Source organism: Kitasatospora sp. NPDC057936, from assembly GCF_042887525.1.
Lineage (GTDB): Bacteria > Actinomycetota > Actinomycetes > Streptomycetales > Streptomycetaceae > Kitasatospora.
This window is the reverse complement of sequence record NZ_JBHVPD010000043.1, coordinates 37,908-63,277: the sequence shown is the minus strand read 5'-3', so window position 1 is coordinate 63,277 and position 25,370 is coordinate 37,908. Positions and strand designations below refer to the sequence as shown.

Genomic DNA, 25,370 nt, shown 5'->3' with positions numbered 1-25,370 from the left:
TCGCCCGCGCGGGTGCGCGGTCCCTGGACCTACCTTCCCAGGAGCCGGACCACCCGCGCCACGGGGGCCGTGGCGCGGGTGGGGTCAGGGTGTCAGGCTTGCTCCTGCGTCCGGTTCACCAGGTACCAGAGCACGGCCGCCAGCAGGACCGAACCGCTCGCGGCCGTGCCGGTCAGGACCAGGGAGTCGCGGTTCAGCAGGGTGCCGGAAGCCGTGCCGAGAAGGCCCGCGCCGACACCCGCGAGGGTGAGGCCGAGCCGTCTGCGCTCCGACATCCGGGTGATGACGACCCGCCGCCCCTGGCGACCGGTCCAGGAGGTCAGGTGCCGGCCCAGCACCCATTCCCGGAACATCACCCAAAGGGAAACCACGGTTCCCATGGTGCCCACCACGAGATATGCCGGATAGCAGGTGAGCGTCCGCCGGACGCCGATCTGCAGGGCGGCCGTCCCGAAGGTCAGGGCGACCATCATCAGGAACCAGACGCCCATCCAGCGGAAAGCGTCGAAATGGGTGAACCTGGTGGCCAGCTGGTAGAGCAGCGAAAGGTATCCAATGGCCATCAGGGCACTGTCCACGAGCATGGCACCGAATACCCGAGCGAATCCCCAGCTGCGGAGGAAAAGCCCGCGGTGCTTGTACAGCGCCTGCGCCCAGCCGGCCGCCCAGCGGTGGCTCTGCGCCCAGTAGACGGACCAGCTGCCCGGGTCGCGCACGCACACGTAGGCGCCCGCCACGAAGCCCGCCTTGCGCCCCGCCCGGTTCATCTTGAGCGCGAGTTCGACGTCCTCGCAGAGGCTGTCGGTGGACCAGCCGCCGACCGCCCGGACCGCCTCCGTGCGGTACACGCCCGCACAGCCGGACAGTACGGCGACCCAGCCGTGCCAGGACTCCACCGTCCGGGACATCCGGTGCGCCGCCGCCCACTCGATCATGCGGGAGCGCTGGAACACGCCCTTCACGCTGTGCGGCGTGACGGACATGCAGACGCCGCCGTAGTCCTTGGCGTTCATCCGCTCCAGGCACGTCTCCAGCGCCCGGTCGGAGGCGAAGTAGCCGTCCCCGTCGAGCAGGGCCACGAACTCGGTGGTCACCTGCGCGAGCGCGAGGTTGAGCGCCTCCGGCTTGCTCCCCCGGTCGACCTCCAGCACCTCGGCACCGCACCGCCCGGCGATCGCCGCCGTGTCGTCGGTGCAGGCGTCCGCGATGACCAGCACGGTGCGCGGCACCACCGTCTGGGCGAAGGCGGACTTCACCGCGTCAGCGATGAAGTCCGCCTCGTTGTGTGCCGGGATCAGCACGGTCAGCGACTCGGTCACCGCCGGGCGAACCACTTCACGGCCGCACCGATCGCGGCGGCGGCACCGCCGGTCGCCAGCAATGCCAGCGAGGCGACACCGGTATGAGCGAGTCCGTACATAGATATTCCTCACTGCTGGTCCGAACCCTTGCGGTGAATTCACTCGCGAATTCAGAGGGAATTAACGAGCATTGGGCCACCGTCATAAAACCCGCATGATTTCTACCACGGCCCGGGCCGGTCCACAGCATTAACACACCAATCCGCGACGGGCGAACCGGGGCGGGAACGAGGAATTCATCCGGACGGCTCCACCCACTGCGCGGGCCGATCGTCCGACGGCGATCCTGACGCCATGGATCTTCGAATACTGATGGCGATGGCGGTGACGGTCGTCGCGACATGCACGGCCACCCCGTCGTCGGCCGCCCCCCTCTCCCGGCCGGTACGGGACACCACGGTGCTGCTGGAACGGTTCGACACCCTCGACGTCGGACCGGGTCGGTCCTGGGGCTGGAAGACCGCCGCGTATGCCAACTGCACCGACAATCCGAACAGTTGGAAACAGGATCGGCTGACCACCGACGCGCTGAGCACCGCCTCCGGGCACCTGACCATCACCGCCACCCACCCGGAGGACGGCTCCTGGAACACCGGCCTGCTGACCACCGGCGACTCCTGCGACTCCGGCGGCAGCGGGTTCCGGCTCCGCACCGGCGACCTCGTGACGGTCCACGTCCGGCTGCCCGCCGCGGACACCGGTGCCTGGCCCTGCCTGTGGACCTGGCAGGACGGCGGCCACGAGCTCGACCTGTTCGAGTGGTACGCGGACCACCCGGACCGGATCGAGTTCGTCAACCACCTGCGCCCGAGCAGCACCGTCTACTCCGGCCCGGACATCGGCCCCGAACGCTGGGTGTACGTGGCGGTCAGGCTCGGCGCCGACACGGACACCTGGTACGTCGGGCCCTCCCAGGACCGGCTCACCGCGGTCTGGTCCGACGGGACGGGCGTCGGACCGGACTTCGCCGCCTACCTGATCCTCAACCTCTCGATCGGCGACGGGACCTTCCACGCCCCGCCGTCCCGCACCGACCCGGTCACCATGGAGACCGACCTGATGAAGGTCGACCGTCCCCGGAAGGGACGCTGACCGCGTGGTCCGGGCGGGGTGCCGCTCAGCGCAGCTCCGCCGGCAGCACCCGCCCGGGTGTCATCGCCTCCTCCCGGACCAGGCTCCCCCAGACCACCAGACGGTAGAGCGAGGTGTAGGCCGGCGTGCACGTCGTCAGCGTGATGTAGCGCCCCGGCGAGGTGTAGGGCGAGCCGACGGGCACCGGCGCGATCACGCCCACGTCGTCCGGGGAGGTCTCCGGCAGGACGCCGTCGACCCGGTAGACGTACCAGCGGGTCCTGGTCTCGACGACCACGGCGTCGCCCGGACCCACCCGGTCCAGGTCGTGGAACTTGGCCCCGTGGCCGTCCCGGTGCGCCGCCAGGGCGAAGTTCCCCTCGCCCTCCCACGGCGGTACCGAACGGTGCGGCACGGTGTACGCGCCGGCCACGCCCTCCGCCAGCGTCTCGTCGTCCGTGCCGAGCCTGATCAGCACCTGGTAGTCCCGGCCGAGGGCCGGCACGTGCAGGAACCCGAGATCGCCGTGGTCCGGCGCCGGCTCGGACCCGGGCGCCGGCGTGGCGGGCGGGGCCGCGGCGACCGCCCAGTCGCCGCGCAGCCGGGCCGCGGCGCCGTCCGCCTCCCGGTTCGCCACCAGGTCGGTCCACCAGACCGAGTACGCCGCGAACAGCACCACCACCACGCCCAGGGTCAGCAGCAGGTCGCCCAGCCCTCGTACCCCCGCCCGCACCACCGCACCGACGTTCCGCCGCTCCGCCACCCCGGCCCTCCTTCACGCCGTCGGCCCGACCATCGCCGTCACTCCAGCGGCCCCGCCCGGCCACCGCAAGCCGACACACGCCCGCGCGGCGGGACCGCCCCGGATGCAGTAACCCGCCGCGCCGGAACATGCGAAGGCCCGCCCGGCAGTGGGTCGCCGGGCGGGCCTGGGAGCCGGTTCAGAGCACCTGGAGGTTCTTGCGCAGCTCGAAGGGGGTGACCTCGGAGCGGTACTCCTCCCACTCCTGGCGCTTGTTCCTGAGGAACTGATGCCGCCCCAGGACGGGATCAACCAACGGCCGACAACCGGCCGTGGAGCGGTCGTTGGTTGGTGTTGCTGGTCGCCTCTGGCCACCCCCGGACGGCCCACAGACGGCCCGAGCAGGCCGGCGCGCCAAGCCCCCCGGCCCCACCCGACTGCCTACAGGAAGCCAACCGTCCTGACACCAAAAAGGCCACCGTGGAGAGTGCATAGACTGGCGCGCACCAGTCGCGAAGGGCGGGAGAGTGCGAAAGGGCATGGGCAAGAAGACAGAGCACGTGGAGCAGGCCATCCGCAGGTTGATCGACTCCGGCAAGCTCGCCATCGGCGCCAAGCTGCCATCCGAGCGCACTCTGTCGGCCGACCTCGACGCCGGCCGGACAACGGTCCGCCTGGTCTTGTCGAAGCTCGCTGCCGAAGGCCTGGTAGTCGCCCAGCATGGAAGCGGCTACTTCGTGAACGCCCGCAGCCCAGAGGGGCAGCCGGCGGCGGGGGCACCACGACAGGAGCTGGAGCCGTGGCGCATCCACGGTGAGCGCTTGGTCTACGACAACGAATGGGTAAAGCTCGCGCTCGTTGACGTCGAGCCCCCTGGTGTGGAGCGCTTCGAGCATCACGTGGTGCGGCTTCAGCACGTTGCCATTACAGCCGTCGTGGACGACCATGACCGTGTCCTGATGCTCTGGCGATACCGATTCGTCCCCGGACGGTTCGGTTGGGAGCTGCCCGGTGGCATCGTAGACATTGGCGAGGATGCCAGCGCAGCCGCCGCGCGGGAGGTCGAGGAGGAGACGGGCTGGCGTCCCGGCTCCATAGAGCACGTGGTCACCTACCAGCCCATGGTGGGCATGGTGGACTCTCCCCATGAGATCTTCGTGGCCAGGGACGCCACCAAAGTCGGAGAGCCGACCGACGCCGAGGAGGCCGGGCGGATCGAGTGGATCCCCCTCGCCGATGTCCCCGGTCTGATCGCCGGGGACGAGCTGCTCGGGTCGGGGACGCTCGTCGCCCTGCTCCATCTGCTGGCCAACCGCCCGCAGCGGCCTACAGGCGCCCGGTAAGCCCCTCAATCCGCCTCCTGTGCCGGACCGACCCCGTTCGGTTCGCCAGGAGGCGGGCCTGTTGCAGGTGCTCTCGCGCCTGTCCGTACTCCCCACGCACCAGGTGGGCCTGCGCCAAGTCGCACCTAAGCCCCGCGGTCGCTCGCAGGAACGCCGGGTCCACCCGCTCAAGGGCCACGTACAGCTCCGCCAGGGCAGCATCCTCCCCCAGGATGGCGAGGGCGTTCCCGCGCCATCGAGCCAGGTGACTGGCATTCAGGAAGATGCTCAGCATGTCCGGGTCGCGCGCTTCATCCCCGGCCGGTAGAGCTGCCGCGGCTTGATCGAGCGCCTTCCGACAGTCGTCCGCGAGGCCTGCCTTTGCGCACAGCTCCGCCTCTGCCGCGAAGAGCCAGGCGGCGAGCCGCGGGGACACCTTGGTCCCGCCCGTACGCTGAGCGTCGCGCACCAGGTCCACGGCCATCTCAGCGCGGCCCGCATCGGCCAGGACGTAGGCCTGCTCCGCCATGGCGTGGGCAAGGTACATCGGCTGCTCGGCCTCGGCCGCCGCCCTCTTGCCCAACTCATAGTGCCTCCAGGCGCGTTCCACCGCACCCGCGTCGAGCGCTTGCCACGCCGCGAGGGTGGCAGCTCCGGCCAGGGCTGTTGCCACAGGCCTCCTGGCATCCGGAAGAACAGCGAAGGTTAGAGCGTCTTCCAGAGCGTCAAGGTGCGCACGCATCTGGTCGACCAGCGCCGCCGCGCCCATCTGCCGATCGACGCTCCGAAGTAGCTCCGTCTGGTTCAGCAGGGCATCCACCATGCCCAAGCTCAGGTTCCTGGCCGAGTCGATGCGGTTGATCAGCTCGTCGTAGCCGTCGGCGGTTGGCATGGGCAAGGACGGAGCCCCAAACAGCTCGTCATCGGTCTTCCCGAACAAGGCCCGCAGGACCGTCGCATACGTGCCAGAAACAGCCCGGCGACCGTTCTCCCACTCGGAGATGTAGACCTTCAAGCTCGCCGGCGACGCCACGTCCAGCAGTCGCTGTTCGGCGTACCGGATGATCTCGCGGACCAGTCGATCCTGGGACCAGCCGCGATCCTTGCGAGCCTGCCGAAGCCGCTCCGCCATGCGCCCACCTCCGCCGTCACGATGCCGTGAGTCCACAGGATGCCGCACCAGTGGGACCTGTCATGGGGGGTTAACAAAACTGGGTTAACCCCTGCTGGCTACCGGGTTGTTGGCGCACACAGTTCCATAGAGATGCGGCCGAACAGACAGGCCGTCAGGGGATCGCTTGACACTGGTGCGCACCAGTTGCAGACTACTGGTGCGCACCAGTTAGCCGAGAGGCTCGCTGAACGAGTGCTGCTTGCTCTCGCGACTCCCTTTGCCCGGTCTGGGCCGCCCCGCGACACGCACTGCCATTAGGAGGCTTCGCCATGCCTGCTACCCCCCGCACCGCTGCTGTCCCGACCGTCACCGGTCGTTCCTACGCTCACCGCGTGGCGTCGCTGACCAGCCGTTCCTGCCGGATGTCGGCGGGTGCGTGGGTGGCCGAGGCCGAGGGCGACGAGCGCCGGCGTCGTGCGGCGGCGTGTCGCCTCGGTCGGCTGACCGGGAAGCGGGCGCCGCGGTGGAGCGGCGAGATCGGCAAGCAGGAGTGGCTGGCGGTCCTCGCGGCCGGCGCTGCGGTCCTGTCCGAGACCGGAACCACGCCCCGGGTCGCCGTCGAGCAGGAAGCCGCCAAGTGCACCAAGTGCGGTACACGGCTGAACCGGGCGAACCGCGGCACCGAGTGCAACCCGTGCCAGGCCGCCGCCGAGCAGGAACAGGAGCAGGCGCCCGTCAAGAAGCCCGGCAAGCCCGAGCTCAACCGGGAGCACCTGGCCGCCGCGGCGAGGGGGTTCACCCAGGCCACCCGGACCAAGCGGGCCGGCGTGGTCGACCGGACCCGTAACGGCCGTGTCGAGGCCCTGGTCAACGAGCTGCTGGCCGCCCGTCCGGCGGGCGGGCTGGACCTGGTCGGCGAGGACGAGCGCGCGCTGGTCGAGGCGTGGAGTCCCTGGCGGAACGGCCCGCGCTGGAGCGGGACCCGTCGGGCCTTGTCCGGCCCCCGTCGCGGCGGCGACCAGTCGCTCGCGCAGCACTAACCCGCAGCTCACCCCATCTGTCGCCCTGTGCGGTGGACGGCTCCCTTGTCCTTGCCGGGAGAGGAGCCGTCCCCGCCGGGCCCACCCATCAACCAGGAAGAGGCAGACCCGTGAGGAAGATGATTGCAGGCCAGACGGTCCTGGACGAGGACGAGTTCGCCGAGCTTGCGCTCGGGCTCGTCGTGGACTCGGAGTTCACCCGGCTGTTCACCGGGGTGCCCGGTGAGAGCGCGGCCGAGTACGAGGCCCGGATGGACGCCGCGGCCGACATCGTGGCGGACCTGCGCCGGGAGGACCCGGTGCTGGCCGCCTATGCCGAGCGGCTGCTGAGCATGGCGCCGGTGCCGCTGCGGCGCCCGGCGGTCATCCGTCGCACGGCGAGCGTCGAGCGGGTGGCCGCGTGACGACCATGGCCGCACCTGCGGCCGTTTCAGCCCCGACCGCCACCGCTTCAACGACGCGGCCCGCCGCTTCAACCACGAAGACGACGACCCCGGGCAGGCTGATGCTCGGGCTGACGATCCTGGCCGCGGTCGGCGGTGTGGCGCTCGCCGGCATCGGCTTCAGCGGCTCCTATGCCGCGCTTCGGGACCTCGGTTTCAGGCACGGCTTCGGGCCTTTCAGCTACGCGTTCCCGGTCGGTGTGGACGCCGGGATCGTAGCCCTGCTGGCGATGGACCTGCACCTGATCCGCAAGGGCACCCCGTGGCCGATGCTGCGGCTGCTGGCCCACGGTTTCACCGCCGCGACGATCTATTTCAACGCCGCGTCGGCCGGGCCGCTGCTGGCCGATCCGACCGGCACGGCGATGCACGCCGTCATCCCGGTCATGTTCGTGGCGGTGGTCGAGGCCGGGCGGCGCCTGGTCATCCGGATCACCCGGATCGAGGCCGGCCACCAGCGCGACGGGGTGCCGCTGCACCGCTGGATCCTCGCCCCGTGGCCGTCCTTCAAGATGTACCGGCGGATGCGCCTGAACGGCATCGCCTCCTACGACCGGGCGGTCGAGCTGGAGCGCGAGCGTCTGGTCTACCGGGTGATGCTGGAGCGCGACCACGGCAAGAACCCGGAGAAGATCCCCTCTGACCTGCTGCTTCCTCTCACCATGGAGCGGTTCGGGCTGAGCGTGGACGAGGCCCTGGCCCTGCCGATGGAGGTCGACGAGCGGGCCCGGCTGCGGGCCGAGCGCGGGGCCGCGTTCGAGGCCGAGGCCACCGTCCGGGCCGAGGCCCGCGCCGCCGAGGTCCGGATCTCCAGCCTGCGTACGGCCGGCCGGGTGGAGGCCGCCGGGTACGAGGTCGGTGCCGAGACGGCCACCGCCAAGGCCCACGCCCACGCCCGGACCGTCGCCGCCGGCCGCGAGGCCGAGGCCGCCGAACGGCTCGACCAAGCCGAGGAGGAGCTGAAGGCCGCGGCGGCCGAGCAGGAGGCCGCCGACGCCCGTCTGCGCGCCGCTGAAACCGGCGAGGCCGCCGCTGAAAAGGAGCGCGTCGCCGCTGAAACGCGACTGCGCACCGCTGAAACGGAGAGCCTGGCCGCAGCCAAGGAGAACGCCGCCATGGCCGAGCAGGAGGCCGCCCAGGGCGCCCGTCTGCGCGCCGCTGAAACGGCCAGGCGCGCGGCTGAAACGGAGGAGGCCGTCGCTGAAACGGCCAGGCGCAAGGCTGAAGCGGAGCGTGACACCGCCGCCGCCAGGCTCGCCCAGGCCGACACCGAAGACGCCATCGAGGCGACCCGTCTGCGTGCCGCTGAAGCCCGTGCCCGCGCCGCTGAAACGGAGCTGCGCGCGGTTGAAGCGGAGGACGCGGCGAAGCTGACCCCCGCCGCCCGTGCCGCCCGGCGCGTCGCCCGGATGATCCTCGCCGCCGGCGGCAATCCCGAGGCCGTCACCCTCCAGGCCATCGCCGAGGCCCTCGACGTCTCCCTCGCCACCGCGTCCGGACGACGCGCCGAGGCCGCCGAGCTGATCGCCTCCGGCTACCCCCAGGCCCGCACCACCTGACCTGCCCGAACTCCCCGCCCCGCTGATCGCGAAGGGATGTCCCGTCATGGCCCTGTCCGACATCAACGTCGTCTCGTTCGGCTACCTCCACGGCCCCGCCCCGGAGTTCGCCCACATCACCGTCGACCTGCGGCGCCACTTCCGCGACCCGCACATCGACACGTCCCTGCGCTACCAGAGCGCCGAGGACCTGCCGGTCCGCGCGGCCGTCCTGGCCACGCCCGGCATCCAGGAGCTCATCGCCGCCACCGCCGCCCTGGCGGAGGCGTACGACGCCGGTCCCGTCGAGGCGCCGCTGACCATCGCGGTCGGCTGCAAGGGCGGTCGGCACCGCGCCGCCACCGTCGCCCGCGTCCTCGCCCGGCGCCTCGGCAAGACCGGCGTGACCGTCCGCCTCACCCACCGCGACCTCGACAAGCCCGTCGTCGAACGCTGACCGGGCTGACGACACCGACACGAACCAGGAGGACACCCCATGACCAACGGGAGCAGGTGGACGTCGGACCACCTGACGGCGCCGGGCGGGACCGCCATCTACGCCGCCCAGCAGCGCGAGCGGCTGCGGCAGATGGCCGACCAGGTCCAGGCCCTGCTGCGCGAGTACCGGGCCGACCTGGAGGCGGTGCGCCTGGACGGCGACCGGCCCGGTCAGGCCCGGGTGCGCGCCTACCTCGCGACCCGGCCCCTGGCCAAGCTGGAGAGCAGCCTGCGGGACGCGGTGAACGCCGCCGGGCGCCTGGACGCGGAATTCAACCGCCGCTACGTCGAGCTGCCGAAGAAGCGGGCGGCCCGCGCCGCCGAAAAGGCCCTGGAGAAGTCCCGCAAGGCGGGGATCCAGGCCGCGCAGAACGCTCGCGCGGTGAACTCGGCGGCGAACCTGCACGGCGTTTCCTCGGCCCTTTCCGAGAAAACGGACGGGAACACGGCCGGGAATCCGCCGGCGTTCCTCGACTTCCTGAAGGAGAGCGCCTGATGCCGCTCTCCCCCGGGCAGGTCGCCTACTGGCAGAAACGCCTGGCGGCGACAGGAACGAACGCGGACCGGGCCCGCGCGCTGTGGGACCTGGCCCGGACGCTGGCCGGCGGGGACGAGGAGGTGTGGGCGGACCTGGTGCGGATGCTCAGCGCCTGGACCCAGCAGCACGCCGCCACCTGAGCCCGCGCCCTCCTGGTGACGCTTCGCGCTCATCATCACCACCCCGCTCCGTGCATCCGGGGGTCCCACCCACGCGTATACGCGTACGCGTGAGGGACCCCCGGGGCGCGCACGGAGCGTGACACCCTCGATTGGAGGCCCGATGGCCGACGACGACGCCGGGGGGACCGTGCTCGGGTTCCCCCGGCTGACCGTCCCCGGGGTCGTGAGCGAGGACCGCCCGCCCGACGGCATCCCGACCCTGGGACCGCTGGACACCGACCTCGCCCCGCCCGCGTCCCTGCTCGTCCCCCGCAACCCCGACCTCTCCCCGGAATCCGGATCCGCCGAATCGGGCGCCCCGGCCGTCGAGGACGACAATTCCTCGACCAGTGTGGCCACGATGTCGGTGGTCATGATGGCCGGCATCACCGTGGCCGCTCTGCGTGGCGCCGCGCATTTCGTCGGCTACCTGAATTCCCGTGCCGAACACCGGAAAGCAGTGGAGAGGCAGCAGAAAACCCCTATCGCCCAAGGGAATCCACAACCTGTGGATTTCCGAAGCGGCGGCCATGGCCCTGCCGGCCGGGGGCGGGTGCAGTCCGGTCCGGAGTTCGGCCGGAGCACCCGCCACCCGGCGGCTCCCATCCCGTCCCGGGCGGGCTCGCAGGTGCCGGCGACGTTCCGCCAGAGCCCCACGGCCCCGCCCGGCCGACAGGACGGCAGGACGCCCGACAGGCCCCGCCACAGCCGCCCTGACGTCCGATCAGACGGTGGTGGCAGTCCGGGGCCGGACCGGGTGCGCGAGGCCCGCAGAAGGGCCCTGGAGGCCTCCGGTATGACCGGGCGGCCCGAACGCCCCTCCGGGAGTGGCCGGTTGCGGCCGCACGGCGGTACGGAGTCGCCCGGTCATACCGGCCGGGAGCGGGGCGCCGGGCGGGGCCCGCGGCAGCCGTCCGCGCCGGACACGCTCCGCGGGGCGGCCCGCCGCCGGATCGCCGACCGCATCACCAACGGCCCCCGGAACCCCTCTGCGAAGCCGGAGCGGTCCCCGTCCGGTCCGGACACGATCCGGGGAGCGGCCCGCCAGCGGGTGGCCGACCGGATCACCTCCGGCTCGTGGAAGCCGACCGGCGACCCTATGAAGGCCTCCGGGGCGGGAACTGCACCAGCGACCATCCGCGGTGCCCTGCGGGCCCGCATCGCCGACCGGATCCGCAACGGCCGCAAACCCAAGACCGACACCGCCAAGGACGCAACGGCCGAGCAGCAGCAGGACCAGGCCGGGCAGGCCGCGGCGCCCGGAACGGACCTCGCCGTCCCAACGGACGCCACGACCGGCCAGACGCCCAACGCCGAACCGGCGCCCGACGGCGCCGAGAGCCGCAAGACCCGCAAGCGCCGGACGGCCACCGCCTCGAAAAGGGGTCGGACGCGGCGCCGTTCCCGTCCCGGCCGGGGACAGGCGAGCCGCGAGCGCCGCCGGTCGTGGCGGGAGCGGGCACGCGACCGGGCCGGCCGGGCGAAGGACAGCCGCGCCGGCGCCGCGCAGGAGAAGGCGGAGGAAGCCCGGCCGGGGCAGGGCGACGAGGCGTTCGACTCCGGCTACCGGTTCTGGCACGAGTACAAGGCGTTCGACTGGTCCGGCTTCTACGCCTGGTTCGAGGGGCAGCACGAGCACCGGCGCTCGCCCCGGCCGCCCGAGGACTTCGGGCCGCCGCCCGGCTGGGCCCGGGACGAGACCGTCACCGTGCACCGGACCGACCGGCCCGACCCGGACGCGCCCGCGGTCCCGGCCATCGGCCGCGGCCAGGCCGCCCTGCCCCACGCCCCCTACCGCTCGGGCCACACCCGGCCCGGCACCACCGCACCCCCGCCCACAACACCCGCTGGAGGACCACCCGTGAGAATCCCCGCGCCGCGCACCGTGCGCGGCACGCAGTACGCCGACTCGGACCTGACGATCTACGACGTCATCGAGGCGGACGCCGACATGGGCGAGGAGATCGCCCAGGGCGCCGAGGAGGCCAGGCAGACCGCCGAGGGCTGCGACCTGCTGATCGGCCGCCTGGAAGCCCTGCACGCCAAGGTGATCGAGCTGAAGGTGCCCGGCGTCCTGGAGCGCATGGTCGTCTCCCTGATCGACAAGACCGGGCAGGTCAAGGCCCGCGCCGAGGCGATCGCCGCCGCCATCCCGGCCGCCGCCGAGGCCGTCACCACCGCCGGCGACCACGCCGCCGACCGCCACAAGGCCCTGGCCGACGCGGTGCGCGACGCCGGGCACACCGCCCCCGCCGAGCGCGACTACCACAACGAGTAGAAGGCAGGCCGCCCATGTCCGACACCACCCACCAGCCGCTCACCAGCCGACAGCCGCTCACCGCGAGCGCCGAGCCGACCCACGGCGGCGGCCTCGCGGACCGTACGGGGGCGGTCATCGCCGCCACCGGCGAGGTCATCACCGAGGGCGTGCGCTATGGCATCGTCATCGCCCAGCTCACCGCCGCCGGGCTGAAGCTCGCCCTGCTGTCCGACCGCGTCACCGGCACCTACGACTACGTCGAGAAGTGCGCGCGCTCGGTCGACCGCCTCGCCGACCAGGCCGAGGCCCTGGCCGTCGACCGCGACACCATCGGCGAGCACCGCGACGCCGCCGTCGTCATGCGCTCCGTGCTCGCCGAGGCCGAGGCCATGGCCGCCGAACTCGCCGACCTGTCCACGTCGTTCCAGGTCGCCGCCGCCGCCCACGAGGCCGACTACGGCCCGGTCGCCGACGCCGCCAACGCCATGCCGGTCGAGATGGCCGACCGGCAGTTCTACAGCAACCGCTGACCCGAACGGGGCGGCGGTGCCGCCCTGTTGGCCGCACCGCCGCCCCTTCGCCCCCAGCTGACCTGCCGGTATGCGAAGGAGAGCCCCTGATGATGTCCCTCGGTCCGATGCGCGGGCGGATCGCCGTCGCCCGCGACCGACTCGGCCGCGCCGCGACCCTCGCCGGCGCCGGCGGCCTCGCGGCCGGTGCGTTCACCGCCGACCTGAACCTCGCCACGCTCGGCGGCGCCGGCGCCGCGATCCTCTACGGCCTGCTCTGGTCCGCGACGCTCCCCGCCGATCCGGTGCGCGACACCGCCACCGCCCTCTACCTCACCCCTTCCGCCACGATGGCCGCACTGTTCGTCACCGAGCGCCTGGTGCCCGGCGTCCACTGGTGGGAGTTCGCCGTCGACGCCGCGTGGGCCGCGGGCGTGTGGTTCGTGCGCCCGGCCCGCATGGCCCGTGTCCTGACCGGCCGCGAACCCTCCCTCACCCCCGACGCCGTCGAACAGGCCCGCCAGGAGGCCCCGACCGGCCTGGACCCGGTAGGAGATCGGCACCCGCTCGCCGTGTGGTGGTCCGAGCACGCCGCCGACGACGGCGGCGTCGCCCCCGGCACCGTCCTGGAGCACATCGAGCAAACCGGCCCCCGGTCCATGACCGCGGTCATCCGCTCGACCCGCCCCGGCACCCCGGTGCCGACGATCTCCCTGACCGCCCTGTCCGCGCTGCTGGACTGGGACGAGGAGGAGATCACCGTCGCCAAGATGTCCGGCCGCGGCGCCGGCGTGCGGCGCCTGACCGTCGGCCGCGCTCCGCAGCAAGCCGCCGACCTGTACGCGCACTGGGCCAAGAACATCGCCCCCAAGGGCATGCCCGGCACCACGATCACCGACATCCGCGTGGTCGACGTCGAGACCGGGCGGGAGGTCGAGGCGTGAACCGGATCTACGAACTCACCGTCGAGGCGCCGCCTGGCGACATCATCACCTACGACCCCGTCCGCCTCGCCGACGCCATGCGCATCGACGACCCCTCCCGCCTGGCGATCGAGGCCATGGGCAGCAGGGCCCTGGTCACCGTCTACCCCAGCGACCCGCTCGCCGACGTCCGGCTGCCCGACCCCGAGCTGCTGGCCATGGACGAACAGGGCCGGATCTGGATCGGCCGCTACCACAACGGCCGCAAGGTCTACGTCCAGCTCTACGACCCGGCGTCCGGGTCCGCGCAGCGCCTGCTGGTGTTCGGCACCACCGGCGCCGGGAAGTCCACGCTCGCCCAGATCATCCTGGCCGCGATGAAGCGCTCCGGGATCGCCACGTTCTACGGCGACCTGAAAGAGGGCCAGTCCGCCCCCGAGGCGCGGGGCAACGTGGACTGGTCGGTGTACTCGCAGGAGGGCGTCATGGCCCAACTGCACACCGCCTGGTGCGTCATGAAGGACCGCGCGGCCCGGTACGCGGCGGCCGGCCGCTCCAAGTTCCTGCGCGACCGCCCCGACCCGCTGCTCTACACGGTCATCGACGAGGCCAACCGCCTCCTTGAGAAGGGCGCCCCCTACCGGGACGAAGCCACCTTCTACATCAAGGACATCGGTCGCACCGGCCGCTCCCTCGGCGTCGGCATCGCCCTGCTCGCCCAAGCCGGCCACCTCGACGAACTCGGCGGCTCCGACACCATGCGCGCCATGCTCAAGGAGGGCGAGGTCCTGCTCCTCCGGTGGACGTCCAGCATGATGCAGCAACTCGTCGCCGACGGCCTGCTGCCCCCGGGGCAGAAACTCGCCCCGATCCCCAAGCGCGCCGGGGCCACCCGCCTCATCTCCCAGTTCGAGACCGAGGCCGACGACGACCGCCCCGGCACCCAGGGCACCGGCTACCGCATCTCCGGCCCCTACCCCGGCGCCAAGATGCGCGCCTTCAACGTCGGCACCCCGGTACCGACCGAGGGCCTGGACCCCGAGATCCTCACCCTCTACGGCGACGGCCCGCCCGCCGCCCTGGAGAAGGCCGCCTGGCCCGTCGCCGGGCGAGCGTACGTCGACAAGCTCGACAGCGACGCCGCCTACGCCGCCGCCTTCACGCCAAAGGACGGCGAGGAGGGCCGCGGAGGCGACCGGGCCCGCGGCCGGACCAGCCCCGCCCCCGCGGGCGGGACGCCGCAGCACTCCCCGCAGCGGACGATCGCCGACCGGGTCATGGCCGTGCTGGAGACGGTCGACGGCCCCATGGACGCCCACGCCCTGCTGGAGGCCGTCAACGCCGACGGCGGACGCCCCGTGAAGCTCGGCAGCATCCGCAACGCCCTCTCCGACCTGCGCTGAACGGGTCCGTCTCCAGAGATTGCCCGCAAAACAGCGTCCGCAGCGTCCTGAGCGTCCGCAACACCACCTGACCTGCGCGGATCTGCGGACGCTGAACCGCGCGCCAGCGTCCGCATACCCGTGAATCAGCGTCCGCACGGGGCACAGCCCCGCCTCACCGGCCCCAAGGAGTACGCCCGTGCTCGTCTCCATCTCGCTGGCCCTCGCCGCCGGCGCCCTCCTCTTCTTCCTCCTGCGCCACGGCTACCTGCGTGTCGGATCCGCCGCGGTCGCGGCCCTCTTCGGCTACGCGCTCGCCTCCACCGGCCTCCACACCGCCATCGATCACCTGCTCGCCGCCATCGCCGGCGCGGCCGGCTCCCTCCACTGACCGGGAAGGAGGACAGCCCCATGGACCGCACTCCCGAGCTCGGCACCTGCGCCCCGGCGGACCCCGGCGTCTACCTGATGCCGCCCGGCTACATCGCCGCGATGGTCGACGGCCGCATCGTCGCCGTCCCCGAACACACCGCCCCCACAGCGCCCGTGCCCCTGCCCCCGGCGGCCGAACCGCCCGCCCCGCGGCCGCCCGCCACCGAGGACGGCCTGTCCCTGGCCGTGCGCCAGTACGTCCTCTACGGCTCGATCGCCACCCTCGCCGCGGGCGGCGCGGTATGGATGATCGGCGCCGGGATCGGAGCCGTCGCCGCCCACGCCGACGGCCTGGTCGCCGCCCTCAAGTGGACCGCGATCGTCATCGCCGCCGTCGTCGCCGGCGTCTTCGCCGTCAAGGCCAAGATCCGCAACGCGAGCGAGGGCGGCACGACGACCGTCGCCCTGATCCACCGCGAGCGCCACACCGTCATCGGCCGCCAGCGCCAGACCGTCATCGGCCGCGGCTCCATCAGCAACCGGTACTGACCACCCGCCCACGAGGAGAGCCCCGTGTCCTACTGCGACGACTGCGCGTCCCCGTACTGCCCCGGCCACCAGTGGTGCGAGGAGTGCGGCGAAGCGTTCTGCGACGACTGCGCCGGTTGCGACTGCCCGGACTCGTACTGCCCCGGCTATATCGCCCACCAGACCGGTGAGTTCTGACCGGCCCGCCCGGCCGCCGTGCCGCCCGGACCGCCACCGCGCCCCGCGGCGGTGGCGGTCCGGGCGGTGCGGGGGACGGACAGTCCGCTCCCGCCGACCCGCTCTGGAGAGCCCGTGACCCTGCCCTGGCACACGTCCCTGACCGCCAGCGTCCACGCCCTCGGGGCCGCCGCCCACGAGGCGCGTCTCGCCGCCCGCGCCGCCCGCACCGCCCTCGACATGTACGACGACGTCGACCGGTTCCGCCTGGTGGACGGCCACGTCACCCGGCCCGGCGCTGTCCACGTCACCGCGACCGTCCGCCCGCAAGCCAACGCGCTCCTCCGCATCACCGACATCCACCGCATCACCGCCGCCATGTTCCAGGCGCTGTACGAGACCACCGCCCGCGCCTATGCCGATGGTGCCGTGTGGGCCATCGGCCAGGTCCTCGACGGCCGGCAGCCGGTCGCCGTCCACGGCTCGCGCACCGACGACGGCCAGTTCGCCGTCACGGAACCCCTGCCGTTCATCGACGCCGGCCTCAACCGGTGGCCCGGCCGGGCCGGGTTCGACGCCGCGCGCGCCGCCATGTGCCTCTGCCTCATGGCCCAGCACACCGCCGAGGAGATCGCCGCGGCGGACGAGGTGACCGAACGCGAGGCAGCCGAGATGTTCGACGCCGGCCGTCAGGCCGAAGGGCTGGCGGACGCCGCCTACACCTTCGGCCACCACGCCGAACAGGCCCTGCGGCACGTGCTGACCGGCGCGCGCCACGCCTCGTAGCGGCCCGGCCAACCACATCCCCGCACGCACGACGCCCCGCGGTAGCCGTCATTTCTTGGCAGAGAGCCGACTGCCGCGGGGCCGTGCGTCCCATGAACCGGAGACGAGGACCAGCATGCCCTGCTTCGACACCCACACGCTCGCCGTGTGCGGCGACGGCCGATCCCACTACGGCGCCTACCTCTCCCGGCACGCCGACCGCTTCCACGACGACGGCGCCCCGCTCACCCCGGCCCACTTCGCCGCCGAGGCCTGGACCGTGGCCACCGCCCCGGTCATGTCCCCCGGCTACGTCCGCCTCCGCCCCGACATCGCCGACGTGCGTCCCGGGTTCGACTACGACGGCGACCTGCTGCTGCGGATCGACGTGCGGCTCCGACACCGCGCGCTGACCGACGGCCCCGGCCCCGGCGGGCGGTTCGCGGACTGGTGGCAGCACCTGCGGCTCGGCGACGACATCGCCGGGCCCCGCCTGATCGAACCCGAGGAGTACGACCGCCCGGCCGTCCTGCTCACCGCCACGCTGGCCGTCCCGGTCGCCGACCACCTCCTGCCCGCCCCCACCACGACCCGCGGGCCCGAGCTCACCGAGCAGGCCCGACAGGCCGTCCACGCCCTCGTCGACGTCCTCAACGCCTGCGCCCCGCCGGTCAACCAGCTCCAGGCCATCGGCGCCCGGCGCGGTGACCGGTGAAGGCCCGACCGGCGGCGACCTGGCTGCCCGCCCGCCCGTGGAACGGCTTCACCCTGCTGGACGCGTTCTGCTGCGCGGGCGGGGCCGGGATGGGCTACTGGCTCGCCGGATTCGACGTCCTCGGCGTGGACATCGAGGACCGGCCCGACTACCCGTTCCGCTTCGTCCGGGGCGAGGCCGTCTCCTTCATCCGAGAGCACGGCCGGCGGTTCGACCTCGTCCACACCTCGCCGCCCTGCCAGGACAAATGCGCCCTGACCGTCGGCACGAACGCCTCCCGCGGCTGGGGCGGCACCCACCACGACCTGGTCGCCGCCACCCGCGACGCCCTCCAGGAGTGCGGCCGGCCGTACGTGATCGAGCAGCCCAACGGCCGCGCCGAGGTCCGCAAGGACGTCTCCCTGTGCGGCGAGATGTTCCAGTTGTCCGTTCTGCGACACCGCAACTTCGAACTCGGCGCCTGGAGCATGCCCCGCCCGGCCCACGTGCCGCACCGCGGCAGGGTCCGCGGCTGGCGCCACGGCCAGTACTTCGACGGCCCCTACGTCGCCGCGTACGGCTCCGGCGGCGGCAAGGCCTCCATCCCGGAGATGCAGCAGGCCATGGGCATCACCTGGACCTCCCGGCGCGAGGAGCTGACCGAGGCCATCCCGCCCGCCTACACCCTCCACCTCGGCCGCCACGCCGCCCTCTCCCTCGACCAGGACCGCTGGGAAGCGGCGTGAGCGAACTCCCCGACCAGGACACCCTGTTCGGCACCACCGCCCCGGAGCCCGTGCCCGGGGCGGTGCCGCACCTGGCCGCCGACACGAGCGGCTACGACGCGGCGGTGGAGGGTGACGGCTACGGCTGGCTCCACCGCCTCCTGCCGCCGCCCGTCCCGCTGACCTGCCCGCGCTGCCGCCGGCCGATGCGGCTGCCCGCCGTGCCGCTGCTGTGGCAGTGCCCCGCCTGCGACACCCGACCGTGAGAGGAGGAACCCGTTGAGCAGCACCGACAAGCCCGCGCAGCCCTCGGGAACCCTGTTCGACCACGCCCCCGACGACCTCGGCCCCGGCCACTGCCCGGCCTGCCGCCAGCCCCGCAACCCGCTGTTCCCCACCGCCGAGCGGACCCACCGCGGGCCCTGGACGGCCCTGTGCGCGCGCTGCTGGTCCCAGCACCACCGGACCGGAAAGCGCCGGGACGAGGCGGCAGCGCCGGAGCAGGGGTCGCTGTGGTGACCTACACCCGCACCCACGCCAGCCGCACCATGACCGTCCACGCCCCCGCCGGTGAGCGGGACTTCGACCGCGCGGCGTTCGAGGCGTTCACCGTCTCGGACCCGGTGCTCGGGCTGGACGTGGAGGGCCGGGCGATCGTCGAGGGCGGCCCCGGCCACTTCGGACCGGACGCGGGCCTGCGCCTGGTCCAGTTCGGCACCATCGACACAGCGTGGGTGCTCAACCCGCTCGTCCCGGCCCAGCGGGAGGCGATCGAACGCACGCTCGCCCACCCGGACCGCAGGTTCACCACCCACACCAACTACGACGTCCTCGCGGTCTGGTCCGCGTTCGGCATCGCGCTGGGCCAGCGCATCGTGGACACCCACCTGCTGTCCAAGCTCGTCCAGCCGGACGAGCGCGCCGGCCACGGCCTCAAGGACCTGTCCCTGCGCTACCTGGACGACGGCCTCGTCCAGGCCCGGCAGGCCCTCTACGAGCGCATGCGCGCTCTGGCCCCGACCGGGCAGCGGGCGGGCAACAACCCGCTGACCTGGGGCTGGAACCACATCCCCGCCACCGACGAGGCCTACACCGTCTACGCTGGCCTCGACGCCGTCTACGTGCGGCGCCTGCTGCCCGTCCTGCTGGCCGCGTGCGCGCCGTTCTCCCACCTGGTGCGCATGGAGCAGTGGCTCGCCGCCCAGTCCACCGGCATCACCGTGCGCGGCCTGCTCCTGGACCGCCCCTACACCGAAGGCCTCCTGGCCGACGTGCAGGGGGAGTTCGAGCAGGCCTCGGCGGCGATCCAGGAGGCGCTGGGGTTCTCCGGGACGAGCCCCAGGTTCGCGCACTGGCTCGACTCCCAGATCACCGGCAGCCCGCTCCCCCGCACCGCCAAGGGGCAGCCGCAGGTCACCGCCGACACCCTCGCCCAGCTCGCCCAGGACCTGGCCGGCGGCGCCGCCTCCATCACGGCGGAGGGCGCCGCGATGCTGGCGGCGCGGCGGGCGATGGCCGCCACCACCAACACCCGCACCAACCTGCGCTCCTTCCTCGCGGCGGCGGACGCCGAGGGGCGGGTGCACCCGCAGATCAACACCCTGCGGGCCCGCACCGGCCGCATGTCCATCACCGCCCCGGCCCTCCAGACCCTCAAGAAGCACGACCCGCGGCTACGGCACTGCTTCCGGGCCGACGACGGCCACGTGCTGGTGGGCTGCGACTTCTCCGCCGTCGAGGTCCGCGTCGCCGCCGCCCTGTCCCGCGACGCCACGCTGATGCGAGTCATCGCCTCCGGCGTCGACATCCACGACGCCACCGCCGAGCTGATGTACGGCCCCGCCTTCACCAAGGAACAGCGCACCGTGGGCAAGCGGGCCACCTTCGGCACCATCTACGGCGGCGGCGCCAAAGCCCTCGCCGCCCAGACCGGCGTCCCGATCTCGGTCGCCCGCCAGGTCATCCAGCGGTGGCAGCGCACCTACCCCGACGTGATCCGCTTCGGCAAGACCATCGCCGAGGCCCCCGTCGTGGTCACCGGCTCCGGCCGGCGCATCCCGCCCGACCCCCAGCGCCCCTACGCCAACAGCAACTACGCCATCCAGTCCACCGCCCGCGACCTGCTCGTCGCCGCCGTCCACGAACTCGCCGTCGACCGCGCCATGGCCGCCAGCCTGTGGCTCTTCGTCCACGACGAGGTCATCGTCCACGTCCCCGAACACGACGCCGAGAAGGTCCGCGACCTGCTCACCGAGGTCATGACCACCCGGTTCCGGGGCGTGCCCATCGCCGCCGAGGCCGAGATCCTCGGCACCCACTGGGGCCGCCTGCCCGAACCCTCCGCCACCGCTCCCGCCGCTGCCTGAGGAGGCCGCCGTGCCCATCGGAGAGACCGTCATCACCGTCACCGGCAACCTGACCGCCGACCCCGAACTGCGCACCACCAGCGAGGGCGTGCCGTGGCTGACGTTCAACGTCGCCTCCAACTCCCGCAACTGGGACAAGACCACCGCCACCTGGGGCGAGGGCCGCACCCTGTTCCTGCGCTGCACCGCCTGGCGCTGGCTCGCCGAGAACGCCGAAAAGACCCTGACCAAGGGCACCCGGGTCGTCGTCACCGGGGCCCTGCGGCAGTTCGACTACACCAGCGCCGACGGTGTCCAGCGCACCGGCTTCGGCATCGACGTCGAGGACGTCGCCGTCTCCCTGCGCTACGCCACCGCCACCGTCCAGCGCACCACCCGCGGCAACGGCGGCCGGCAGCCCGCCGACGACCCGTGGGCCGGCGCCTTGCCCGCCCGGGGCAAGGCCACCCCCTGGCCCGGCACGCCCGCCGCCGACGGCCCGGCCTCCGGCGACAAGCCGCCCTTCTAGCAGCACCAATTCGGGGCCGCCGCACGAGCTTCCCGGCCCGCAGCGGCCCCGCTTCCCGTCCCTCGACAGAACGGAGACCCCAGCATGCACCGACCCGCCCCCGCCGTACAGCACCGCCCGGGACCGTGGTGGGCGCCGGCCCGCGCCCACGCCCTCACCGCCGCCACCCTCTACCGGCTCCCGGTCATCCCCCTCACCCGCTCCAAGCTCCCCGCCATCCCCTCCGCCCACGGCGACGACATCCACAGCCTGTGCACCGGCCAGTGTGGGGCGCTCGGCCACGGAGTCCACGACGCCAGCAGCGACCCCGAACAGGTCAAGGCCCTGTTCGCCGCCGCCCCGTGGGCCGCTGGCTACGGCATCGCCTGCGGCCGGCCCCCGCACCACCTGTTCGGCCTCGACCTCGACCGCAAGAACGGCACCGACGGCGTCGCCAACATCCACGCGCTCGCCGACCGGCACGGCTTCACCCTGCCGACCACCGCCACCATCGCCACCCAGTCCCGCGGCCTCCACCTCTGGCTCACCGCCCCCACCGACACCACCGTGCCCAACACGGCCGGGCTGCTGGCCCGCGGGGTGGACACCCGCGGAACCGGCGGCTACCTCGTCGGCCCCGGCTCCCTCGGCCCCAAGGGCCGCTACACCTTCGCCCCCGGCTCCGGCCCGCACGTCATCGCCCCCGCCCCGAAGGCGCTCCTGCGCCTGCTGACCGCCCCTCAAGGGGCCCAGCGGGACAGCCCCGAAGCGCCCGACCGGCCGATGACGGGCAGCCCCAGGCGGCGCCTGGAGGCCCTCGTCCGGGTCGTGAGCGAGGCCGACCCCGACGGTGGCGAGCGCAACAGCCGCCTCTACTGGGCCGCCCGTACCGCCTTCACCGTCCCCGGCATCGACCCGGACACCGCCGCCGGCGACCTGCTGATCGCCGCCGTCGCCGTCGGCCTGCCCGAGGACGAGGCCCGACGCGTCCTGCGCAACGCCCAGCGGGGCGCCGCCCGAGACCGAGAGGAGAGCGGCAGTTGAGCACGGAGAAGGGCCCTTCCCAGGCCTCCCAGGTCGTCTCGCTCGCCAAGGCCGCCTACGACTTCCTCGTCTCCGAGGACGGCCGCCCCTACGGCGTGCGCCGCAACGGCCCCAACATCGTCCTGCCCCTGCGCGGCAAGGCCGGACTGCGCTCGCAGCTCGCCCGCCGGTTCGTCGAGGCCAACGGCGGCCAGGTCCCCTCCCAGTCCGCCCTGGCCGACGCCATGACCGTCCTGGAGGGCATCGCCGCCAACACCGACCCCGTCCCCGTCCACCTGCGCGTCGCCGGCGACTCCCACCGGGTCGTCGTCGACCTCGGCACCGCCGACGGCCGCTGCGTCACCGTCACCCCCGACGGCTGGACGGTCGACGGCCGCTCCCCGGTGATGTTCCGCCGCTCCGGCGCCATGTCGCCCATGCCCACCCCCGAACCCGGCGAGGACGGCCTCACCGCCCTGCGCGGGCTTTTGAACATGGACGACCGCTCGTTCCACCAGCTCATCGCCTGGCTCGTCGCCGCCTGGATCCCCCACATCCCCCACCCCGTCCTCACCTTCAAGGGCGAGCAGGGCACCGGCAAGTCCAAGACGGCACAGATGGTGATCAACCTGGTCGACCCGTCCGCCGCCACCAAACGCAGCCAGCCCCGCGACGTGAAGACCTGGGCAACCCAGGCGTTCAACTCCTGGGCCCTGTGCCTGGACAACGTGTCCACGATCCCGCCGTGGTTCTCCGACACCCTCTGCAAGGCCGTCACCGGCGACGGCATCGTCGACCGCGCCCTCTACACCGACGACGACGTCGTCGTCCTGACGTTCCGCCGGGTCCTGGCCATGACCACCATCGACGCCGGAGCCCTCGCCGGCGACCTCGCCGAACGCATCATGATGCTCGACCTCCAGCTCATCCCCGAAGACCGCCGCCGCACCGAGGAGGAACTCGACACCGCCTACAACACCGCCCGACCCGCCATCCTCGCCGCCCTCCTCGACCTCCTCGCCAAGGTCCTCAAGGCCCTCCCCGAGGTGAACCTGGCGAAGATGCCCCGCATGGCCGACTTCGCCCGCGTCCTGGCCGCCGTCGACCAGGTCCAGGGATGGGACACCCTCGGCGACTACCTCAAGGCCGCCGAGAACGTCGCGATCGAGGCCCTCGAAGCCGACCCGTTCGCCGCCGCGATCGTCGCCTTCGTCGAGACCCACGGCGCCTTCACCGGCACCATGACCCAGCTCCTCAACCTCCTCCCGCCCCCGGAAACCCCCACCAAGAAGTGGCCCAGCACCGCCCACCACGCCAGCGGACAGCTCCGGCGCTTCGCCCCCGCCCTGCGCGCCACCGGCATCGCCTTCGACGACGGCCGCACCGGCCACAACCGCGACCGGACCATCACCCTCACCCCGTCACCGGAGATGGCCCGCAAAACAGCGTCCGCAGCGTCCGCAACACCCCCTGACCTGCACAGACATGCGGCCGCTGAACCGCACACCAGCGTCCGCACCTCCGTGAATCAGCGTCCGCCCGCGGACGCTGCGGACGCTGATTCGCACCGTGCGGACGCTGACGTGAAATCAGCGTCCGCACAAAACCCCAGCTCAGACCCCCTTGCGGACGCTCAGGACGCTGCGGACGCTGTTTTGCGGCCAATCTCTGGCTACCACCTCCGCTGCGCCGCCTGCGAGCAGCCTGTCGACCCCGCCCTCACCGCCGCCGGACACCTCACACACCCCGAGTGTCCGACCGCCGCCAGCCCCGAAACGGAGTGACCGTGCCCAAACAGGTACCGCCCAAGCCCTCCGGCTCCGTGGCTGAACGCCGGATCCGCCCGCTCCCGGCCGCGTACCTCGAACCCGAGGACATCGCCCGGATCTTCCAGGTGCCGCTGGAGACCGTCTACCAGTGGCGCCGCAAGCACACCGGCCCGCCCGGCTTCCGTGTCGGCCGGCACGTCCGCTACCACCCCGACGCCGTCGCCCAGTGGGCGCAGAACCAGGAAGAGGCCGCCTGACCATGGCCGGACACATCCAGGACCGCTGGTACAAGACCGAACCCGGGACGGACGGCAAGCCCCGCCGCGTCCGCACCGACCGCTACGGCATCGGCCTGCGCTACCGGGCCCGCTACGTCGGTCCGGACGGCACGGAGAAGAGCAAGAGCTTCCCCGATCGCCAGAAGCGCCAGGCGGAGGAATGGCTGGCCCGGATCGAGGCCGACATGTCGCGCGGCCAGTACATCGACCCGAAGGCCGCCCGCACGACCTTCAAGCAGTTCGCGGAGAGGTGGCTGGAGTCGCAGAACACCGACCTCAACACCCGCTCATCCGTGGACGCGCAGATCCGGCGGCACGCGATCCCCTACCTGGGCTCCCGCCCGATGGACTCGTTCCGCCCGTCGCACATCAGGGAGTGGCTGGCCGAGCTGGAGAAGGCGGTCCCGGCCTCCTCCTACCGCCGCGTCATCTTCGGGAACGTCTCCGGCATCTTCACCGCCGCCGTGGAAGACGAACTGCGGACCACGAACCCGTGCCGCTCCCGGGCGGTCACCGCCCCGAGCCGGGCCCCTGGCCGGGTGCGGCCGTGGATGCCTGACCGCGTCGCCGCCGTGCGGGCGGGACTGCCGGAGCGCTACCAGGCGATGAACGACGCAGGCGGTGGCTGCGGGCTGCGACAGGGCGAGATCTTCGGCCTCCCCGTGGACGAGATCGGGTTCGACACGGGGTGGCTCCACGTCGGCTATCAGGTCAAGGACATCGGCGGGCGCCTGGTGTTCGCGCCGCCGAAGCGCGGCAAGGTGCGGGACGTGCCGCTCCCGGAGCGGGTCGGGCACGCCTTTAAGGCCCACATGGAGGCGTTCCCGCCGGTGGAGGTCACGCTGCCGTGGCTGACCCCGGACGGGCCGCCGGTGACGAAGCTGCTGCTGTTCTCCCGGGAGGAGGGCGGCCCCGTCCGGCGGAGCGACTTCAACACGTACGCCTGGAAACCCGCCCTCGTCTCGGCCGGGGTCATCCCGGCGCCCGAGAAGGGCAAGCGGCACCAGGCGTCCCGAGAGGACGGCATGCACGCCCTCCGGCACTTCTACGCCTCCGTCCTGCTGGACGCTGGCGAGAGCGTGAAGGCGCTGAGCGGGTACCTCGGGCACACCGACCCCGGGTTCACGCTCCGGGTCTACACGCACCTGATGCCGAGCAGCGACGGCCGCACCCGCCGGGCCGTGGACAAGCTCTACGAAGCGCTCGGATGGACCACCGATCCGAGCGCTGACGGCCCCCAGACGGCCCCGGGCGAGTGAGAAGCCTCCCGGGTCGGCGACACGA

The 25,370-nt window shown here is 72.8% G+C and carries 29 protein-coding genes and 1 pseudogene; 26 read left to right on the top strand and 4 right to left on the bottom strand.

The window, feature by feature from the left end; genetic code table 11:
- Positions 1-92: 92 nt before the first annotated feature.
- Positions 93-1,319 carry a glycosyltransferase gene (locus ACFVU9_RS22650; RefSeq protein ID WP_380443457.1) on the bottom strand — a complete coding sequence of 409 codons (1,227 nt, stop codon included), beginning with the start codon at positions 1,317-1,319 and terminating at the stop codon, positions 93-95.
- 336 nt (positions 1,320-1,655) lie between these two features.
- On the opposite strand from ACFVU9_RS22650, the gene ACFVU9_RS22645 reads away from it, so the two are divergent.
- The gene (locus tag ACFVU9_RS22645) at positions 1,656-2,453 is read left to right on the top strand and encodes a beta-glucanase (RefSeq protein WP_387595888.1); all 798 of its coding nucleotides are present in this window, start codon (positions 1,656-1,658) and stop codon (positions 2,451-2,453) included.
- Positions 2,454-2,478: 25 nt separating this feature from the next.
- On the opposite strand, the gene ACFVU9_RS22640 is transcribed toward ACFVU9_RS22645, so the two are convergent.
- Together ACFVU9_RS22640 and ACFVU9_RS22635 are read right to left on the bottom strand one after the other, a co-directional pair.
- Positions 2,479-3,195, bottom strand: a complete 717-nt coding sequence (locus ACFVU9_RS22640; protein ID WP_380443453.1) for a class E sortase — start codon at positions 3,193-3,195, stop codon at positions 2,479-2,481.
- A gap of 178 nt (positions 3,196-3,373) precedes the next feature.
- Positions 3,374-3,463: pseudogene (locus ACFVU9_RS22635) on the bottom strand (glutamine synthetase); the annotation flags it as partial.
- Between the two features lie 250 nt (positions 3,464-3,713).
- Between ACFVU9_RS22635 and ACFVU9_RS22630 the strand changes: the two are divergent.
- On the top strand, positions 3,714-4,517 hold the full coding sequence (locus tag ACFVU9_RS22630; RefSeq protein WP_387595884.1) for a GntR family transcriptional regulator: 804 nt from the start codon (positions 3,714-3,716) through the stop codon (positions 4,515-4,517).
- Here the strand turns inward: ACFVU9_RS22630 and ACFVU9_RS22625 are convergent.
- Positions 4,501-5,628, bottom strand: coding sequence for an XRE family transcriptional regulator (locus tag ACFVU9_RS22625; RefSeq protein ID WP_387595881.1), 1,128 nt, complete (start codon positions 5,626-5,628; stop codon positions 4,501-4,503). The genes ACFVU9_RS22630 and ACFVU9_RS22625 overlap by 17 nt on opposite strands.
- Before the next feature lie 374 nt (positions 5,629-6,002).
- On the opposite strand from ACFVU9_RS22625, the gene ACFVU9_RS22620 reads away from it, so the two are divergent.
- From ACFVU9_RS22620 to ACFVU9_RS22505, 24 genes are all read left to right on the top strand, one after another.
- Positions 6,003-6,650 carry a hypothetical protein gene (locus ACFVU9_RS22620; RefSeq protein WP_387595878.1) on the top strand — a complete coding sequence of 216 codons (648 nt, stop codon included), beginning with the start codon at positions 6,003-6,005 and terminating at the stop codon, positions 6,648-6,650.
- A 110-nt stretch (positions 6,651-6,760) separates the two neighbouring features.
- Positions 6,761-7,054, top strand: coding sequence for a hypothetical protein (locus ACFVU9_RS22615; RefSeq protein ID WP_387595875.1), 294 nt, complete (start codon positions 6,761-6,763; stop codon positions 7,052-7,054).
- 101 nt (positions 7,055-7,155) lie between these two features.
- Entirely contained in the window at positions 7,156-8,652 is a 1,497-nt protein-coding gene (locus tag ACFVU9_RS22610; protein WP_387595872.1) for a DUF2637 domain-containing protein, read from the top strand.
- Between the two features lie 46 nt (positions 8,653-8,698).
- Positions 8,699-9,088, top strand: a complete 390-nt coding sequence (locus tag ACFVU9_RS22605) for an ATPase (RefSeq protein ID WP_387595869.1) — start codon at positions 8,699-8,701, stop codon at positions 9,086-9,088.
- A 39-nt stretch (positions 9,089-9,127) separates the two neighbouring features.
- Positions 9,128-9,625 (top strand): hypothetical protein, encoded by a 498-nt coding sequence (locus ACFVU9_RS22600; protein ID WP_387595866.1) that lies wholly within the window; start codon positions 9,128-9,130, stop codon positions 9,623-9,625.
- The gene (locus ACFVU9_RS22595; RefSeq protein WP_387595863.1) at positions 9,625-9,807 is read left to right on the top strand and encodes a hypothetical protein; all 183 of its coding nucleotides are present in this window, start codon (positions 9,625-9,627) and stop codon (positions 9,805-9,807) included. Before ACFVU9_RS22600 ends, ACFVU9_RS22595 begins: the two co-directional genes overlap by 1 nt.
- 1,072 nt (positions 9,808-10,879) lie before the next feature.
- Positions 10,880-12,106 (top strand): hypothetical protein, encoded by a 1,227-nt coding sequence (locus ACFVU9_RS22590; protein ID WP_387595860.1) that lies wholly within the window; start codon positions 10,880-10,882, stop codon positions 12,104-12,106.
- Positions 12,107-12,120: 14 nt separating this feature from the next.
- Positions 12,121-12,618, top strand: coding sequence for a hypothetical protein (locus ACFVU9_RS22585; protein WP_387595857.1), 498 nt, complete (start codon positions 12,121-12,123; stop codon positions 12,616-12,618).
- A gap of 89 nt (positions 12,619-12,707) precedes the next feature.
- Positions 12,708-13,541 (top strand): hypothetical protein, encoded by an 834-nt coding sequence (locus tag ACFVU9_RS22580; protein ID WP_387595855.1) that lies wholly within the window; start codon positions 12,708-12,710, stop codon positions 13,539-13,541.
- Complete coding sequence (locus ACFVU9_RS22575) at positions 13,538-14,923, top strand: transfer protein (protein WP_387595852.1); 1,386 nt, start codon at positions 13,538-13,540, stop codon at positions 14,921-14,923. The genes ACFVU9_RS22580 and ACFVU9_RS22575 overlap by 4 nt, the downstream gene beginning before the upstream one ends.
- Before the next feature lie 178 nt (positions 14,924-15,101).
- The gene (locus ACFVU9_RS22570; protein ID WP_387595849.1) at positions 15,102-15,293 is read left to right on the top strand and encodes a hypothetical protein; all 192 of its coding nucleotides are present in this window, start codon (positions 15,102-15,104) and stop codon (positions 15,291-15,293) included.
- Positions 15,294-15,313: 20 nt separating this feature from the next.
- A complete protein-coding gene (locus ACFVU9_RS22565; RefSeq protein WP_387595846.1) occupies positions 15,314-15,823 on the top strand; it encodes a hypothetical protein in 510 nt (169 codons plus the stop codon).
- Between the two features lie 24 nt (positions 15,824-15,847).
- A complete protein-coding gene (locus tag ACFVU9_RS22560) occupies positions 15,848-16,000 on the top strand; it encodes a hypothetical protein (RefSeq protein ID WP_387595844.1) in 153 nt (50 codons plus the stop codon).
- A 114-nt stretch (positions 16,001-16,114) separates the two neighbouring features.
- Entirely contained in the window at positions 16,115-16,765 is a 651-nt protein-coding gene (locus tag ACFVU9_RS22555) for a hypothetical protein (RefSeq protein ID WP_387595841.1), read from the top strand.
- Positions 16,766-16,880: 115 nt separating this feature from the next.
- Positions 16,881-17,459, top strand: a complete 579-nt coding sequence (locus tag ACFVU9_RS22550; RefSeq protein ID WP_387595838.1) for a hypothetical protein — start codon at positions 16,881-16,883, stop codon at positions 17,457-17,459.
- 89 nt (positions 17,460-17,548) lie between these two features.
- Positions 17,549-18,184, top strand: a complete 636-nt coding sequence (locus tag ACFVU9_RS22545; RefSeq protein ID WP_387595899.1) for a DNA methylase — start codon at positions 17,549-17,551, stop codon at positions 18,182-18,184.
- Positions 18,181-18,429, top strand: a complete 249-nt coding sequence (locus ACFVU9_RS22540) for a hypothetical protein (protein ID WP_387595835.1) — start codon at positions 18,181-18,183, stop codon at positions 18,427-18,429. The genes ACFVU9_RS22545 and ACFVU9_RS22540 overlap by 4 nt, the downstream gene beginning before the upstream one ends.
- Positions 18,430-18,442: 13 nt before the next feature.
- The gene (locus tag ACFVU9_RS22535; RefSeq protein ID WP_387595832.1) at positions 18,443-18,682 is read left to right on the top strand and encodes a hypothetical protein; all 240 of its coding nucleotides are present in this window, start codon (positions 18,443-18,445) and stop codon (positions 18,680-18,682) included.
- On the top strand, positions 18,679-20,529 hold the full coding sequence (locus ACFVU9_RS22530) for a DNA polymerase (RefSeq protein ID WP_387595829.1): 1,851 nt from the start codon (positions 18,679-18,681) through the stop codon (positions 20,527-20,529). Before ACFVU9_RS22535 ends, ACFVU9_RS22530 begins: the two co-directional genes overlap by 4 nt.
- 10 nt (positions 20,530-20,539) lie before the next feature.
- Positions 20,540-21,037 (top strand): single-stranded DNA-binding protein, encoded by a 498-nt coding sequence (gene ssb, locus ACFVU9_RS22525; RefSeq protein ID WP_387595827.1) that lies wholly within the window; start codon positions 20,540-20,542, stop codon positions 21,035-21,037.
- 84 nt (positions 21,038-21,121) lie between these two features.
- A complete protein-coding gene (locus ACFVU9_RS22520) occupies positions 21,122-22,060 on the top strand; it encodes a bifunctional DNA primase/polymerase (RefSeq protein WP_387595824.1) in 939 nt (312 codons plus the stop codon).
- Positions 22,057-23,823: an ATP-binding protein gene (locus tag ACFVU9_RS22515; protein ID WP_387595821.1), complete on the top strand. Its 1,767-nt coding sequence runs from the start codon at positions 22,057-22,059 to the stop codon at positions 23,821-23,823. Before ACFVU9_RS22520 ends, ACFVU9_RS22515 begins: the two co-directional genes overlap by 4 nt.
- Positions 23,824-23,825: 2 nt before the next feature.
- Entirely contained in the window at positions 23,826-24,065 is a 240-nt protein-coding gene (locus ACFVU9_RS22510) for a helix-turn-helix domain-containing protein (protein WP_387595818.1), read from the top strand.
- A gap of 2 nt (positions 24,066-24,067) precedes the next feature.
- The gene (locus tag ACFVU9_RS22505) at positions 24,068-25,345 is read left to right on the top strand and encodes a tyrosine-type recombinase/integrase (protein WP_387595815.1); all 1,278 of its coding nucleotides are present in this window, start codon (positions 24,068-24,070) and stop codon (positions 25,343-25,345) included.
- Positions 25,346-25,370 lie beyond the last annotated feature (25 nt).